The sequence below is a fragment of the Blastomonas sp. genome, assembly GCF_030373265.1.
Classification (GTDB): domain Bacteria; phylum Pseudomonadota; class Alphaproteobacteria; order Sphingomonadales; family Sphingomonadaceae; genus Blastomonas.
In genome coordinates this window covers 23079-37522 of record NZ_JAUCZC010000023.1, presented here as the reverse complement: position 1 = coordinate 37522, position 14444 = coordinate 23079, and the positions used below count along the sequence as shown (strand labels likewise).

The 14444-nt window shown below is 63.9% G+C and carries 11 protein-coding genes, 1 tRNA gene and 1 pseudogene; 6 read left to right on the top strand and 7 right to left on the bottom strand.

Features of this window, described 5'->3' with window-relative positions; translation table 11 throughout:
• Positions 1-96: 96 nt before the first annotated feature.
• A complete protein-coding gene (locus tag QUV11_RS13610) occupies positions 97-1014 on the bottom strand; it encodes an SMP-30/gluconolactonase/LRE family protein (protein ID WP_300883430.1) in 918 nt (305 codons plus the stop codon).
• Positions 1015-1214: 200 nt separating this feature from the next.
• On the opposite strand from QUV11_RS13610, the gene QUV11_RS13605 reads away from it, so the two are divergent.
• Positions 1215-2159, top strand: a complete 945-nt coding sequence (locus QUV11_RS13605) for an aspartate carbamoyltransferase catalytic subunit (protein WP_300883456.1) — start codon at positions 1215-1217, stop codon at positions 2157-2159.
• Positions 2156-3409 (top strand): amidohydrolase family protein, encoded by a 1254-nt coding sequence (locus QUV11_RS13600; RefSeq protein WP_300883429.1) that lies wholly within the window; start codon positions 2156-2158, stop codon positions 3407-3409. The genes QUV11_RS13605 and QUV11_RS13600 overlap by 4 nt, the downstream gene beginning before the upstream one ends.
• Positions 3410-3420: 11 nt before the next feature.
• Here QUV11_RS13600 and QUV11_RS13595 read toward each other — a convergent pair whose 3' ends face one another.
• The 3 genes from QUV11_RS13595 to QUV11_RS13585 form a co-directional block, all read right to left on the bottom strand.
• Complete coding sequence (locus QUV11_RS13595) at positions 3421-4428, bottom strand: histone deacetylase family protein (RefSeq protein WP_300883428.1); 1008 nt, start codon at positions 4426-4428, stop codon at positions 3421-3423.
• The gene (locus QUV11_RS13590; protein WP_300883427.1) at positions 4425-6359 is read right to left on the bottom strand and encodes a prolyl oligopeptidase family serine peptidase; all 1935 of its coding nucleotides are present in this window, start codon (positions 6357-6359) and stop codon (positions 4425-4427) included. Before QUV11_RS13590 ends, QUV11_RS13595 begins: the two co-directional genes overlap by 4 nt.
• 192 nt (positions 6360-6551) lie before the next feature.
• The gene (locus QUV11_RS13585; protein WP_300883426.1) at positions 6552-7046 is read right to left on the bottom strand and encodes a flavodoxin family protein; all 495 of its coding nucleotides are present in this window, start codon (positions 7044-7046) and stop codon (positions 6552-6554) included.
• 186 nt (positions 7047-7232) lie between these two features.
• Between QUV11_RS13585 and recJ the strand changes: the two genes are divergently transcribed.
• The 3 genes from recJ to QUV11_RS13570 all read left to right on the top strand — a co-directional run bounded on the left by recJ (position 7233) and on the right by QUV11_RS13570 (position 10551).
• The gene (gene recJ, locus QUV11_RS13580) at positions 7233-9017 is read left to right on the top strand and encodes a single-stranded-DNA-specific exonuclease RecJ (protein WP_300883425.1); all 1785 of its coding nucleotides are present in this window, start codon (positions 7233-7235) and stop codon (positions 9015-9017) included.
• Between the two features lie 75 nt (positions 9018-9092).
• A tRNA-Glu gene (locus QUV11_RS13575) sits at positions 9093-9167 on the top strand.
• A 163-nt stretch (positions 9168-9330) separates the two neighbouring features.
• Entirely contained in the window at positions 9331-10551 is a 1221-nt protein-coding gene (locus QUV11_RS13570; protein ID WP_300883424.1) for an integrase arm-type DNA-binding domain-containing protein, read from the top strand.
• A 299-nt stretch (positions 10552-10850) separates the two neighbouring features.
• Here the strand turns inward: QUV11_RS13570 and QUV11_RS13565 are convergent, their stop codons facing one another.
• The 3 genes and pseudogenes from QUV11_RS13565 to QUV11_RS13555 all read right to left on the bottom strand — a co-directional run.
• Entirely contained in the window at positions 10851-11693 is an 843-nt protein-coding gene (locus tag QUV11_RS13565) for an inositol monophosphatase (RefSeq protein ID WP_300883423.1), read from the bottom strand.
• Positions 11690-12610 (bottom strand): diacylglycerol kinase family protein, encoded by a 921-nt coding sequence (locus QUV11_RS13560; RefSeq protein ID WP_300883422.1) that lies wholly within the window; start codon positions 12608-12610, stop codon positions 11690-11692. The genes QUV11_RS13565 and QUV11_RS13560 overlap by 4 nt, the downstream gene beginning before the upstream one ends.
• 74 nt (positions 12611-12684) lie before the next feature.
• A pseudogene (locus tag QUV11_RS13555) lies at positions 12685-12876 on the bottom strand (aminotransferase); the annotation flags it as partial.
• A 225-nt stretch (positions 12877-13101) separates the two neighbouring features.
• Between QUV11_RS13555 and chrA the strand changes: the two are divergent.
• Positions 13102-14433 (top strand): chromate efflux transporter, encoded by a 1332-nt coding sequence (chrA, locus tag QUV11_RS13550; protein ID WP_300883421.1) that lies wholly within the window; start codon positions 13102-13104, stop codon positions 14431-14433.
• Positions 14434-14444: the final 11 nt, after the last annotated feature.

Sequence of the window (14444 nt, the reverse complement as noted above, 5' to 3'; positions counted from 1 at the left end):
GTCACCCCCGCGAAGGCGGGGGTCCCGCTTATGCGGGGCGGTCAGCGCAGTAGCGGGATTCCCGCATTCGCGGGAATGACGGGTGTTGCAGCGCTATCAGACATTGAGATAGTTCAACTTCGCGCCGCCGCGGGGCCAGTCCATCTTGACCAGCCGCCCGGTGCCCGACAGCGTGATCCACGCGGTCTTTAGGTCGGGCCCGCCAAAGCAGATGTTGGTCGTGAACGGATCATCGGTGGCCACGAATTCGACAAGGTCGCCTGTCGGCGCCACCACCGAAATCCCGCTCTGGCCAATCGTGGCGACGCAGACGTTGCCAGCCCCGTCGACGCCAAGCGAATCGAAGAAGGTGTAACCACCTGGGCTGTACAGAAATGTCCCGCTCGGCCCGAGCAGCCCCTGGTTGAACGCGATCTCGCCGGGCGCGGCGACATCATAGGCCCACAGCTTGCAGGTATAGGTCTCGGCGACATACAGCGTTTTGCCATCGGGAGAGAGCCCGATGCCGTTTGGGTTTTCCATCGGGAAGATGGCTTCTTTCAGCAGCGAACCATCGGCCTTGGCATAGAACACGCCGGTGACGTCGCGCTCGCGCTCGCGGGTCTTGCCGTGATCGGTGAACCAGAAGCCGCCCGCGTCATCGAACACGATATCGTTGGGGCCGCGCAAAGTGCACCCGAAATCGCCATCCTTGTAGAGGGTCTCCACCGCGCCTGTGTCCAGATCGACCCGCTCGATCCTCCCGCCGGAGTAATCGTGCGCCTGACCATGCGGCACCAGCAAACCGGCGCGCTCGATATAGTGAAAACCGCCATTGTTGCAGACATACAGCTTGCCGTCCGGGCCGAGCGCGGCGCCATTGGGACCGCCGCCCAGTTCTGCTATGACCTGTTGCGATCCATCGGGAAGCACCCGGGTGACACAGCCGCGCTCGATTTCAACCAGCACCACGCTGCCATTGGGCATCGCCACCGGGCCTTCGGGAAAGCGCAAGCCTTCGGTTACCAGCTCCATCCAGAATCCTCCCGCTTACAGTCTTGTTAGTGCGCATCATTGCGGTTGCGGCAACGTGTGTCCACCCTGCAAACCGATCCGGTACGCAATCAAAACGACGCTTGAGCCAATCGCGATTCGCTCCTAGACGCTTGGCTTTAATGACATCGCCAGAAAACCTCTCCGTCCGCCGTCCCGCCAGCGATTATCCGCCCGGTAGCATGGCGTTTCCGCACCGGCATCTGCTGGGCATTGCCGGTCTGCAGCCCTGGGAGATCGAGTTCCTGCTCGACGAGGCCGAGCAGTGGGTCGATATGAACCGGCGTCCAAGCAAGCATGACGGTCGGCTGGCGGGCCTCACGCTGATCAATGCCTTCTTCGAGAACTCGACCCGGACGCTGCTCTCGTTCGAGATCGCCGGCAAGCGCCTCGGCGCCGATGTCGTCAACATGCACGCCGCGCAGTCGAGCGTGAAGAAGGGCGAGACGCTGATCGACACCGCTGTGACGCTGAACGCGATGCGCGCCGATGCCATCGTCATCCGTCATGGCAGCTCGGGCGCGGTGCAGCTGATCGCCGACAAGGTCGGTTGCCCGGTGCTCAATGCCGGTGATGGCACTCATGAACACCCGACCCAGGCGCTGCTCGATGCGCTCACCATCCGCCGCCGCAAGGGCAAGATCGCAGGGCTTCGCGTCGCGATCTGCGGCGACATATTGCACAGCCGGGTGGCGCGATCGAACATGATCTGCCTGTCGACGCTGGGCGCCGAAGTGCGTGTGGCCGGGCCGCCCGCGCTGATGCCGCCGGCGGTCGAAACCATGGGCGGAACCCCCTGCCGTGATTTTGCCGAGGCGCTCGACGGTGCAGACGTGGTAATGATGCTGAGGCTGCAGAACGAGCGGATGCAGGGGCAGTTTATCCCCTCCCCGCGCGAATTCCGCCACCTTTACGGCCTGACCGATGCGAAGCTCGCGCTGGCCCAGCCCGATGCGCTGGTGATGCACCCGGGCCCGATGAACCGGGGAATAGAGATCGACAGCCATATCGCCGACAACATCGAACGCTCTGCGATCACCGATCAGGTCGAGATGGGGGTCGCGATGCGCATGGCGTGCCTCGACGTGCTGACCCGCAGACGCCGCGGCGTGGAGGGCTGGACATGAGCAAGCTTCCCGCCCGCCCGCTGACCATCACCAACGGCTGCCTGGTGCTGCCGGGTCATGCCGATCCGGTGCCCGGCGCGCTGCGCATCATCGGCGACCGGATCGCGGGCATCGGCGATGTGACGCCCGGCGCGGACGATGTCGTCCATGACGCCAGAGGCGCGCTGATCGCGCCGGGTCTGGTGGACCTTGGCGTCTTTGCGATCGATCCCCCCGCCTTCCATTTTGGCGGCATCAGCCGCGCGGCTTTGATGCCCGACCAGAACCCGCCGCTGGACCACCCTGCCCGCGTCCGCTTCGCCGCCTATTCGGGCAAGCCCGATTTCTGGGTCCACCCGCTGGCGGCCGCCACCCGCGATCTGGCGGGCAGCGAGATGGCCGAGATCGGGTTGATGAAGGAGGCCGGCGCACGCGCGGTCGCCACCGGTCGTCGCTGGATCATCGACACCGGCGTGATGCACCGGCTGATGCAATATTGCGCGATGCTGGGTCTGCCGCTGATCGTCCACAGCCAGGACCATGGCCTGTCGGGCAACGCCGTCGCCACCGCTGGCGAGATGGCAACCCGGCTCGGCCTGCCACAGGCGCCGGCAGAGGCGGAGAGCATCGCGATCGCGCGCGACCTGGCGCTGGTGCGGATGACCGGCGCACGCGTCCATTTCCGCCAGGTGACCACGCGCGCGGGTCTGGCGCTGATCCGCGCTGCCAAGGCCGAAGGACTGCCCATCACCGCCGGGATTACACCCGCGCACCTGTTCCTCTCCGACGTCGCGTTGGGGGGCTTTCGCACCTTCGCCCGCCTGTCGCCGCCGCTGCGCTGCGAGGACGACCGCCAGGCCGCGATTGCCGCGGTGGGCGATGGCACCATCGATGTCATCGCCTCGGGGCATGATCCACGCGGTCCCGAGGACAAGCGTCTGCCGTTTGCGGATTCGCAGCCTGGAATGGCGGGCGCCGAAACCCTGCTGCCGCTATCGCTGGGACTGGTCCGCGACAGCGTGATCTCCACCGAACGGCTGTTCGACCTGATCGCCGCCAACCCTGCGCGCATCCTGGGTGTCGAGGCCGGCGCGTTGCGCACCGGGTTCGAGGCCGATGTCATGCTGGTCGATCCCGACCGCCCCTGGCAGGTGGATTCGTCCCGGATGGCCGCCAGCGCGGGCAACACCCCGTTCGACCGGCTTCCGGTGCAGGGCCGCTGCGTCGCGTTGTTCAAGGGCGGGCGGCTGGTCGATCAGATGAAGGGCTGAGCCGCTCCTGCTCAGTCAAACCCGGCCAGGAACGCCGCGACATTTGCGCCCAGCGCATCGACCGCATAGCCGCCTTCCATGACGATCACCGTCGGCAGGTCGAGGGCCGCAATCGATGCCGCGATCGGCGTATAGTCCGCCGTCTGCAGCGCGAATTGCGAGATCGGGTCGCCCGCAAAGGTGTCCGCTCCGAACGATACGCCCAGGAAATCCGCACCGAAGTCGCGGATCGCCGCGAGGCCAGTCTCCAGCGCGGCGCGATATCCCACAAGGTCGGTGCCGCGCGGCAGCGGCAGGTTGAGCGTAGCCCCCTCGCCCGCGCCTGCCCCGCGCTCGTCGGCGTGGCCCCAGAAGAAGGGATAGTCGGTCACAGGATCGGCATGAAGCGAGACGAACAGCACATCGCCGCGTTCGTAGAAGATGTCCTGCGTACCGTTGCCGTGGTGGTAATCGATATCGAGGATCACGATGCGCTGCTTGCCGGCTGCCAGCGCCGCTTCAGCCGCGATCGCGACATTGTTGAGAAAGCAATAGCCGCCCAGATAGTCCGCGCCGCAATGATGCCCTGGTGGACGACACAGGGCAAAGGCTGCCCGATCTCCCGCCAGCACCGCCTCGGTCGCCGCCAGCGCGGATTGCGCACCCCAATAAGCGCTGGTCCATGTCCCCGCCGCAATCGGGCTGGCAGCATCGAAGCTGAACTGGCCAAGATCGGCATCGATCCGGTCGAGCTTGAGCGGACGCCTGCCAACGATCGGCCAGGCATAGCCATGCGCATCGCCATCACGCCCTGCCTCGACCCAGCGCTGGTGCGCGGTCTGCAGGAACGCGAGGTAATCGTCGCCATGCACCCGGCGGATCGGCTCAACCCCGCAGTCGCGCGGCGCCTCGACCTGCGTCAGCGTCGCCAGCACATTCTCCATCCGCCCGCGATGCTCTGCATGCGGCACATAGGCACCGTTGTGCAGCTCTACCGCCGGCGCATGGTCGTGCTGGCGCGGGTCGAAGAATACCCTCATTGCGCAAACAGCTTCTTCAGGAACATCGTCTCAACCTCGCGGCGAAGATCGTTGTTCGCCTTTTTCATGAAGCCATGGCCTTCGTCGGCATACAGCACGTACCAGGTTTCCACTCCGTTGCCGCGCAACGCTGCGACCACCTGATCCGATTCGGACTGCGGCACGCGCGGATCGTTCGCGCCCTGCATCACCAGCATCGGCTTGGTGATCTTGCCCACATTCTTGAGCGGCGCGATCCGCTCGAAAACTGCGCGCATCTTAGGGTCGCGCTCGTCGCCATATTCGGCACGGCGGTTGTCGCGGCGATACGCCTCGGTGTTCTCCATGAAGCTGATGAAGTCGCTGATGCCGTAGCGCTCGACTCCGCCGACAAGCCTGTCGGAATAGAACGTCATGCTGGCAAGCGACATATAGCCGCCATAGGACTGGCCATAGACCGCGATGCGATCCGCATCCATGCCCGGTTGCCGGCCCGCCCAGTCGATCAGCGCGCCGATATCCTTGACGCTGTCCTCGCGCAAAGGACCGTTGTCGAGGTTGAGGTAGCGCGTGCCATAGCCGTCCGATCCGCGCACGTTGGGCAGGATCACGATGGCACCCAGCACATCGGCGAAATACTGCGCGCCGGGGTTCCACGATGGCCGGGTCTGCGCCTCGGGTCCGCCATGGATATCGATGATCACCGGCAGCTTCGCATCGGAGGCAGCGTTCTTTGGCCGATAGACAAAGGCGGGGACCGAAAGCCCGTCAAAGCTCTTGAAGCGCACCAGTTCGGGCTCGACCAGCCTGGCCGGGTCCAACTCGCCAGCCTCAGATTGTGTCCAGCGGGTCACCGCACCTGTGCCCAGGTCAACGTCCCAGACATCGCCCGCGGTGGTCGCGTTGGTGAGGCCGATGGCTAGCTTTCCGCCATCGGGCGAGAATTCCAGCGCGGTGACGACGCCACGCGGCAATTCAGGCGAAGATATCGCCTGCGGCGTCGTCAGCGACGACACCAATACGCGCGAGAAGCCATCCTCGTTGATGGTGTAGGCCAGCGTCCTGCCGTCGGGCGACAGGTCATAGGCTTCGACATCCCAGTTCAGCCTGTCGGACAGCTGCGTCATCTTGCCCGTGCCAATGTCGATCTTGACCAGCCGCCGGAAATCGCCGCCCGCGTTGGTGATCGCCAGGATCGCCTTGTCGCCATCGACGAAGCGCGGGTCCTCGAAGCGCGCCTTGGCCTTGACCGAGAACTCGAGCGGGGTGACCTTGCCGCTCGCCATGTCGAGCAGCATCAGCTGGTTTTCGCGGTTGGATATGCCCTTGCCCAGCAACACGGTCAGCTTGTCCGCGCTGATATCCTGCGGGCCGACCGCGCCGGTGCCCTGCCACACCATACGGCGGCTTTCGGCGTCTGCGGGGTCCGCCGCCATGATCGCATAATCGGCCGAGCCCTTGGTGGCACGCGACCACACCAGCAGGCTCCCATCCTTGGCGAACACCGGCGACTGGTTGCGGGTCACCGGCTCGGTCAGCGGTTGGCCAATGCCATCAAGATCGCGCACAAACAGCTGGAACCACTCATCGCCCCCGGTGTCACGGGTCAAGAGGAAGCGGCTCTGGCCGGGCACTGCTTTTGCGCCACCCACCGGTTCGCCATAATATGTCAGCTGCCGCCGCGCCGCGCCGGGAGCCGGGACATGGTGCACCTGCATCGTCGATCCGAACCGCGTGGTGATCAGCATCGATCCATCGGGCAGCCAGTCCTGAAACCGCGCCTCGCGATAGTTCTGATAGCGCTGCACCGCGTCGCGGATGTCCTGTGGGATTTCGGGGACGTTCTCCAGCCGCGCGCTGCCGACTTGCCGGGTTTCCACCTGCGCCTGCTGGGCAGATGCCGGCATGGCGACAATGGCTGCGAAGGCGAACAGAGACGAACGAAACAGCATGCGACACTCCTATGTTGAAGCCCAGTTCTCCCCTGCAAGGGGAGAGGGACCACGCAGTGGTGGAGGGGTAATGCCCTATCGTCGATGTTGACACCCCTCCGTCTCGCCTGTGACGAGCCACCTCCCCCTGCAGGGGAGGATTTGGAAGGACGGAAATACCCACATTCCCGGTTCACTTGCAAACACTTACGGTCAGAATATCCCCATGGCCAGCCCCGCGCCGAACATCGTCCCGAGTTCGCGGCACGGCGCCAGGGCTGCATCATCCAGCACCTTGGGCGCGGCGATCTCCTCCGGGGTTTGGGCATGGGTGCAGACGATCAGGCTTTCGGCGATTCGCTTCAACCGCCACCCGGTCGCGATCCGCTCGATCTGGCGCACCGCCCCCTCTCCGTCCGACCCTGCCGCGATCATCAGCGCAAACGGTCGCCCCTCGATCCGCCCCAGCACCGGGTAGTAACAGCGGTCGAAGAACTCCTTCATCGCGCCGGTCATGCTGGCAAGATTTTCCGGACAGACGAACAGATAGCCACTGGCTGCGAGCATGTCGGCAGGCTGGGCATCATCGGCCGCCATCAGCCGCACCGCACATTCGCCCACAGCCGCATCCGCCGCCGCCTGTGCCATGGCCTGCGCGGTGCCGGTACGGCTGTGCCATATGATCAGCAAGGTAGGGGTGTCGGTCATCGTCCTGGTCTAGCGGCCCCCGGTCGCGTTTGCGACCCCTCGCCAAAGACCGCCGCGCAGTTTAGAGCACAGATCGATGCAAATCCGTTCTCTGGCGAACGCCGGAGCCCAGGAACCAGATTGCGCTGCAGCCTCCCTGGCCTCCGCCGGAAGACGAGACACGACAACACGCAGGAACCTTGCCGCATGGCCACCCTTCACCCCGAACCCGTTCTCGGCATCACCCAGTCGCTGACCGGCCAGCCCTGGCACTGGCGCGGCGCAGATGGCGATCGCCGTCAGGCCGATCTTGAGCCCGACGATCTGGTCGCGCTGCTGCTGTTGAGCCGCGGCGTCGCGCGCGACGATCTTGATCGCCACCGCGCGCCCACCATCCGCGGCTTCATGCCGGACCCGTCCATTTTCCGCGACATGGACAGCGCCGCCGATCGGCTCGCCCAGGCGGTGATCGCGCGTGAAAAGGTCACCATCTACGGTGACTACGACGTCGATGGGGCAACCAGCGCTGCGCTGTTGATCCGGCTGCTCCGCGATCTGGGACTGGATGCCGGCGCGTACATCCCCGACCGGTTGATGGAAGGCTATGGCCCCTCGGGCGCGGCGCTGACCAGCCTGGCCGCGAACGGCTCTACGTTGATCGTCACGGTGGACTGCGGCGCGATGGCTTATGAGGCGCTGCAGATGGCGCATGACGTCGGCGTCGATGTCGTGGTGGTCGATCACCACAAATGCGCTGCAGAGCTGCCGCGCGCCTTTGCCCTGGTCAACCCCAACCGGCTCGACGAGGAGGACGAAGCAGCCTCGCACGGGCATCTCGCTGCGGTTGGCGTTGCGTTTCTGCTTGGCGCGGCTCTGGTCCGCACCTTGCGCGCCCGAGGCTTTTTCACCAGCCGCAGCGAACCTGCGCTGATGGACCTGCTCGATCTCGTCGCCCTGGGCACGGTCGCCGATGTGGCCCAGCTCAAGGGGCTGAACCGGGCATTTGTCGCGCAGGGCCTCAGGATCATGGTACGGCGACGCAATATCGGCATGGCCGCACTGATCGACGTCAGCCGGCTGACCCGCGCCCCCGTGTGCTCCGACCTGGGCTTCGCGCTTGGCCCGCGCATCAATGCAGGCGGGCGAGTCGGCGCCGCGGATCTGGGCGTCCGGCTGCTGACCACGCTGGACGAGGCCGAGGCTGCGGACATCGCCGCCCAGCTCTCGCGTCTCAACGAGGAACGCCGCGCGATTGAGGCGATGGTGCAGGAGGAGGCCGAAACGCTGCTCGCAGGCCAGCACAACCGCGCGGTAGCGATGCTCGCGGGCCATGGCTGGCACGCCGGCGTCATCGGCATCGTTGCGGGCCGGATCAAGGAGCGGACCAACAAACCCTCGCTGGTGATCGCGCTTGACGAGCATGGCATTGGCAAGGGCTCGGGCCGGTCGATCCCGGGCGTCGATCTGGGTGCGGCAATCATCGCTGCCAAGGATGCCGGGTTGCTGGTCGCAGGCGGCGGCCACGCCATGGCGGCGGGGTTGACGATCAACGCCGACCGCCTAGAGGCGTTCAGCGAATTTCTGGAGGACCAGCTTGCGGCCAAGGTGGCGGCAGCCTCGGGCGCATCGCGGCTGTTGGTCGACGCGCTGGTTGCCCCGCGCGGACTGACGCCCGACCTTATCGAGCGGATGGAAACCGCCGGTCCCTATGGCATGGGCTGGCCCGCGCCGCGGCTCGCCACCGGGCCGGTCCGCATCGTGCGCTGCGATGTCGTCGGCACCACCCACGTCCGCGCGATCGTTGCGGGCGATGACGGAGCGTCATTCAAGGCGATGGCCTTTCGCAGCGTCGACACCCCGCTCGGGCAAGCCCTGCTCGGTGCCCCGCGCGACCGCCGCTTCTGGCTCGCCGGGCGTGTCAAGATCGACAACTGGAACGGCAATCACGCCGCAGAAATGCACGTCGATGACCTCGCGCCGGTCCAATCGTGAAAAAGCGCACAAAACCCAAAACCGGCGCTTGACTGCCCAGCCGCGAATCCCTAATGGGTCGCTTCCCGCGAAGATGGCCCCTTCGTCTAGCGGTTAGGACGCGGCCCTTTCACGGCTGAAACACGGGTTCGATTCCCGTAGGGGTCACCAGGATGCTTTCTCACAGCATCCCGCAATGTGCCAAAAATGGCTGTTTTCCGCGGTTTTTCCTGATATAATGATGCCAGTTGGACTGGCGAGATATCACTGCATACCAACAATCTGATGGTATTTTTGATGGTATCGGACTGGTCGCTTGGATGGAGTGACCATCATGGCGTTATCGGTCTTTGCGATCAAAGCTGCTGAGATTCGGGACAAGCAATATAAGCTCAGCGATACCGACGGGCTTTATCTGCTCGTGACCCCGAAAGGCGGCAAATGCTGGCGGATGAATTATCGCCACCTGGGCAAACAAAGAACATTGTCGTTCGGTGTGTTCCCCGACACTGGCCTTGCTGAAGCGCGTGCACAGCGCGATGCGGCGCGTAAGCTCCTCGCCACTGGCGAGGATCCTGCAGAGCGCGCGAAGATCGACCGCACCTCCGCAGAAGCCGCCTCCTTGAACACGTTCAAAGTGGTGGCAAGTGAGTGGCTTTCGAAAGCCGAGAAGGAAGGCCGCTCGCCGGCTACGATGAAAAAACTTCACTGGCTGCTGGATTTCATAAACGCGGCGATCGGCGCCCGCCCCATCGCCTCGATCACTCCGCACGAGCTTCTGACGATGCTGCGCAAGATGGAAGAAAAGGGGCGCTACGAGACGGCCAAGCGTCTGCGGAGCACATGTTCCCAAATCTTTCGGTATGGCATCGCCACTGCACGTGTTGATCGCGATATCGCAGCCGATCTTCGCGGCGCATTGATAGTCCCGAAGCCTGTGCATCGCGCAGCCGTCACCACATCAGTAGAAGCGGGCAATCTGTTGTGGGCAATTGAGGCCTTTGAGGGAAGCACGAACGTTAAGAACGCCCTCCGATTTCTCCCTCACGTTTTTGTGAGACCCGGCGAGCTTCGATTTGCTGAGTGGCCGGAGTTTGACTTCAGCACGACAGTATGGACCATTCCGCCCCAGAAAACCAAGATGCGACGGCCTCACAGCGTCCCGCTCTCCAACCAGGCAATCGCGATCCTTCGAGCTATTGAACGCGACAGAGGCTGCAGCCCGTTTGTATTTCCTTCGCGCTCTTCGCCAAAGAAGCCGATATCGGAGAACACGATCAACGCCGCCCTTCGGCGCATGGGCTATGCTCAAGACAAGATGACTGGGCATGGCTTCAGGGCAATGGCTGCTACGCTGCTAAACGAGATGGGACTATGGCATCCCGATGCAATCGAGCGCCAGCTCGCCCACTGCGACACCAACGCCGTGCGCAGAGCCTACACACGTGGTGAATATTGGGATGAGCGGGTTCGCATGATGCAGCACTGGTCCGATCATCTCGATTTTCTTCTGGGTGGGGCGAAGGTACTGAAGGGCTGTTTTGGCTCCGCCTGAAGGTAACAGGTTCACAAGGGGTTGGCAGCAACTGGGCCGGCTTGATCAACTTGGGTCTACATCAATGCGTCCCGGTGTCGTCGCAGACGGTCACCGGACCGCAGCCCGAAGGGTGATAGCATCGCATGATGGATCGCCGGTGACGTGATGACAGCGATATGAAACGCCCTGCCATCGCTTGAGCACCAGATCTATCGATCGCGCACGGTCCAAAGAGCCGTCAGGGTTACATCTGTTTCACGCTGGCGGGATGCATCTAAGCGGAACGAACCCAGCCAGAGACTTCTGATCCTGTAGAATCAGAGAGGCGACTGCCCCGCAAACCGGGCCAGTGTTGAAGCATGGCCAAGTGCGATCGGGGCGGTCCATCGCCCGGGATCTGCCTCACCGTCGCCAAAGCTGGAAAAAGGTTGCCAGCCTTCCGGTCGATGCTCCAGAACCTCGCCTCCAGCTACGTCCACCAGTGCCAAGCCCCCTGCAACATCCCATATATTGGGGCGTTCGAACCAAGCCATTTCCAGTATTCCGGCGGCAACGAAAGCACATTCGATTGCGGCAGAACCGGTCTTGCGTCCATCCCAGCCATGGCTGGCCGTCCGGCTGGCATGAGGTTCACCGCCCAGCCGCCTGCGGATCGCGGGATTGGCGTCAGTGGCCACCGGAGCGCCGTTGAAGCGAAGAATGCCACCGGCCATCGCATGATATACACCCGATTCCAGCGTATGGCTGGTGCTGCACCAGACAGCACCTGCTACCGGCCGATCGCGATACAGCACCCCAACGGAAGACGCGAACAGCGGGAAGCCGTTGATGAAGTTGGCTGTCCCGTCGATGGGATCGACCGCCCAGAGGAATTCGTGCCCAAGGCTGGGGCGGTGATCGATTTCCTCACCGATGATGTCGTGCGCTGGAAAGCATTCGCCCAGTCGCGCACGGATCATCGTCTCGACCCGGTCATCGATATCCGACACCGGGTCCTTGAGGTGCGCCGCGTCGTCTTGGTCACCCTTGTACTTGATCCGCAGCATGCCGCCGAGAGCGGCGCGGATTTCGGCACCGCCAAGCTGAGCGAGCTCAACCGCGATGTCTTCGATTTCCGCGAGCAACGCTGCATCAGGCAGCTCAAAGCGATCGTCTGTCATGCATGCTCCTTGGGATCAAGTATCCTGACCCAGGTCCGGCGGACGCGCACGTCGACTGTGCCGGTGAGGTCCTCATTGGGTGAGCGGTCATCGAGCCGGAAAGGCCGATCGTGTACCGTGATCCGCACAGAAGCGGCCTTGTGGGGCGGGACCGGGCAAGGCCAGTCGTCAGGTCGCTTCATCCAGCGCAGCAGATCATCGCGTTGCTCGGGCGTAATGATGACGACGTCGAGAAGCCCATCGTCAGGGACCGCGCCGTGCGCGAAAGCCAGCCGGGAGCCAGCAAGCCCGATGTTCATCGCCTCGACCATCAGACAGTCGCCCTCCCACGTCCATTCGTCGGTAGCGACGGCACAATGGAACGGCCGGGCCTCTGCCAGCGCTGCCTGAAATGAGGCCCGGCCGTTGGCCCGCTTTTCCGCAGGGCTGGCGGGCTCTTCTTCGGATTCCTTGAAAGAATCGGTCAGCACCCCGGATCCGAGGGATTCGAGGAACGTCTTGCATCCCCAAGGTCCATCAGCTTCACAGCGGTCGAGACGGGTCCAGCGATCGATCGACCAGCGGCGGGGAAGATCATGCCACTGGCCATCGATGCCTAAGGCGTGGGCAATGTTGTTGGATCCGCCCAGAGGCAGAATGGCGATTGGTAAGCTGACGTCCTCGCGTGCCGACACAACATCAGCGACAGTGCCGTCACCACCTGCCGCTATGACCAAATCGACCGATGCCTTCATGGCTTTGGTTAGATCATCATCCCCATGGGCGCAGTAGACCGTCTCGATCCCGGCGCCCCCCAGGACAGAGATAATCTTGTTTCGGGAAATCGGGTGGGTGCCGGCATTGGAGTTATGAACAAGAAGCGCGCGCATCGAGGCTCCGATAAAGTGTTGAATACGTCCATCGGCTACGCCCGGCATACCGCTGAGTTGCCAGGCTGGCCAAATGTGCCACCAGAACTTCCGACGAGACGGTGGTGACTAAGCTGGCCCGGTTCAGGCAACCCGACCATCGGCGGGTACTGGTTGGACCGGTTCTGCAGCGCGTCACACGCCGCGTTGTTGACCGCATCGTTGCTGGGGCCATCGGGGAAGCCTTGGCCCAGGTTGATCGCCCCCGTCTCTCGCGCGCGCATCGACATCGCCTCGAAGATCGTGGTGGACATGTCTCGGCAGATCGGGTTCATTGCGGTTCCTGCATGATTGCGCGGCTGACAGGCGAATGCTCTGCCGCTTCCGCCTTTCTGTATCGGGCAGCCATGCTGTCGAACAAAAGCTGTTGTCCTCGCACGCAAATCGCGGCATCCCAAACCCATCGGGGTCATCGCAACCCCCCGGTCAGGCATTCCGTGCCCAAGCGTTGCCTCTGAACTGCTTCTGCAACGATGGAGCAGTGGTGGAGGAATTGTAACTTGGCGACGACACAGACCATTCCAAACCCGGCCGCATCGACCCCCGAGTTTTTCGACCTACTGCGCGTGTTTACGCGCATCGGGTGCCTCAGCTTTGGCGGCCCTGCTGGGCAGATCGCGCTGATGCACAGCGAGGTTGTCGAGAAGCACCGCTGGGTCGACGAAGAGCAATATCTGCACGCGCTGAACTTCTGCCACCTGCTGCCCGGCCCCGAAGCACAGCAGCTGGCGACGTGGATTGGATGGCGGCTTCACGGGTTGAAGGGCGGGCTGGCGGCGGGGTTGCTGTTCGTGATCCCTGGTGCATTGCTGATGCTCATGCTGTCCGCGCTGTATACGCTCGCGGCCAATCTCGACTGGTTCGCCGCGCTGTTCTTGGGCATCAAGGCAGCCGTGCTTGCCATCGTGGTGCAGGCGCTGATCCGGATCGGCGCGCGCGCGCTCAACACCCGGTTCAAACAGGCGTTGGCATTGGCGGCGTTCCTGGGGCTGTTCCTGTTCAACCTGCCCTTCCCGCTGGTCGTGCTGGGCGCGGGCGCCCTGGGCATGATCATCGCGGCGTATCGCCCGGACTGGCTGGCGCTGAAGCCTTCCACGGGCGAGGCACTTGCTCCGCGTCCAACGTTCGTCTCAATGGGGCGCACGATCCTACTATGGGGCGCGATCTGGGCTTTGCCACTGGCGCTCGTGCTGGCGACGCTGGGGCAAGACCATGTGCTCTGGGATATAGGGCTGTTCTTCTCGCAGCTCGCGATCGTCACCTTCGGCGGTGCCTATGCGGTGCTCGCCTATATGGCGCAGGAGGCGGTACAGACGTTTGGCTGGCTGCAGCCGGGCGAGATGGCCGACGGGCTGGGACTTGCCGAGACCACGCCGGGGCCGCTGATCCTCGTCACCCAGCATGTCGGGTTCCTCGCCGCGTTCCGCGCGCCCGAGCCATTCTCGCCGATCGTGGCGGGGATCATCGGCGCGGCACTCACCACCTGGGTGACGTTCGCGCCGTGCTTCCTGTGGATCTTCACCTTCGCCCCCTGGATCGAGCGGCTGCAGCAGGCCACTCGCCTTAAGGGGGGCCTCGCAGCGCTGACCGCAGCGGTGGTCGGCGTGATCGCCAACCTCTCGGTCTGGTTTGCCTTGCACGTGTTGTTCGCGCGGGTGGGCAGTACCGAATTTGGGCCATTGCGCATTCAGTGGCCCGATCTCACCAGCCTGGATTGGCGCGCAGCTGTGCTGACGATGGCGGCAGCCGTAATCCTGTTCGCACTGAAATGGAGCATCTTCCGCATGCTCGCCGTTCTGGCTGTTGCGGGGCTCGCGCTGGGAAGCTTGTAGCACCACACAGG

What these genes read in the sequence shown, in the direction of transcription:
- QUV11_RS13610 (WP_300883430.1), bottom strand. Translation starts at nt 1,014, where the DNA reads ATGGAGCTGGTAACCGAAGGCTTGCGCTTTCCCGAAGGCCCGGTGGCG.
- QUV11_RS13560 (WP_300883422.1), bottom strand. Translation starts at nt 12,610, where the DNA reads ATGCCGGGCGTAGCCGATGGACGTATTCAACACTTTATCGGAGCCTCG.
- QUV11_RS13600 (WP_300883429.1), top strand. Translation starts at nt 2,156, where the DNA reads ATGAGCAAGCTTCCCGCCCGCCCGCTGACCATCACCAACGGCTGCCTG.
- QUV11_RS13570 (WP_300883424.1), top strand. Translation starts at nt 9,331, where the DNA reads ATGGCGTTATCGGTCTTTGCGATCAAAGCTGCTGAGATTCGGGACAAG.
- QUV11_RS13585 (WP_300883426.1), bottom strand. Translation starts at nt 7,046, where the DNA reads ATGACCGACACCCCTACCTTGCTGATCATATGGCACAGCCGTACCGGC.
- QUV11_RS13565 (WP_300883423.1), bottom strand. Translation starts at nt 11,693, where the DNA reads ATGACAGACGATCGCTTTGAGCTGCCTGATGCAGCGTTGCTCGCGGAA.
- QUV11_RS13595 (WP_300883428.1), bottom strand. Translation starts at nt 4,428, where the DNA reads ATGAGGGTATTCTTCGACCCGCGCCAGCACGACCATGCGCCGGCGGTA.
- QUV11_RS13590 (WP_300883427.1), bottom strand. Translation starts at nt 6,359, where the DNA reads ATGCTGTTTCGTTCGTCTCTGTTCGCCTTCGCAGCCATTGTCGCCATG.
- recJ (WP_300883425.1), top strand. Translation starts at nt 7,233, where the DNA reads ATGGCCACCCTTCACCCCGAACCCGTTCTCGGCATCACCCAGTCGCTG.
- QUV11_RS13605 (WP_300883456.1), top strand. Translation starts at nt 1,215, where the DNA reads ATGGCGTTTCCGCACCGGCATCTGCTGGGCATTGCCGGTCTGCAGCCC.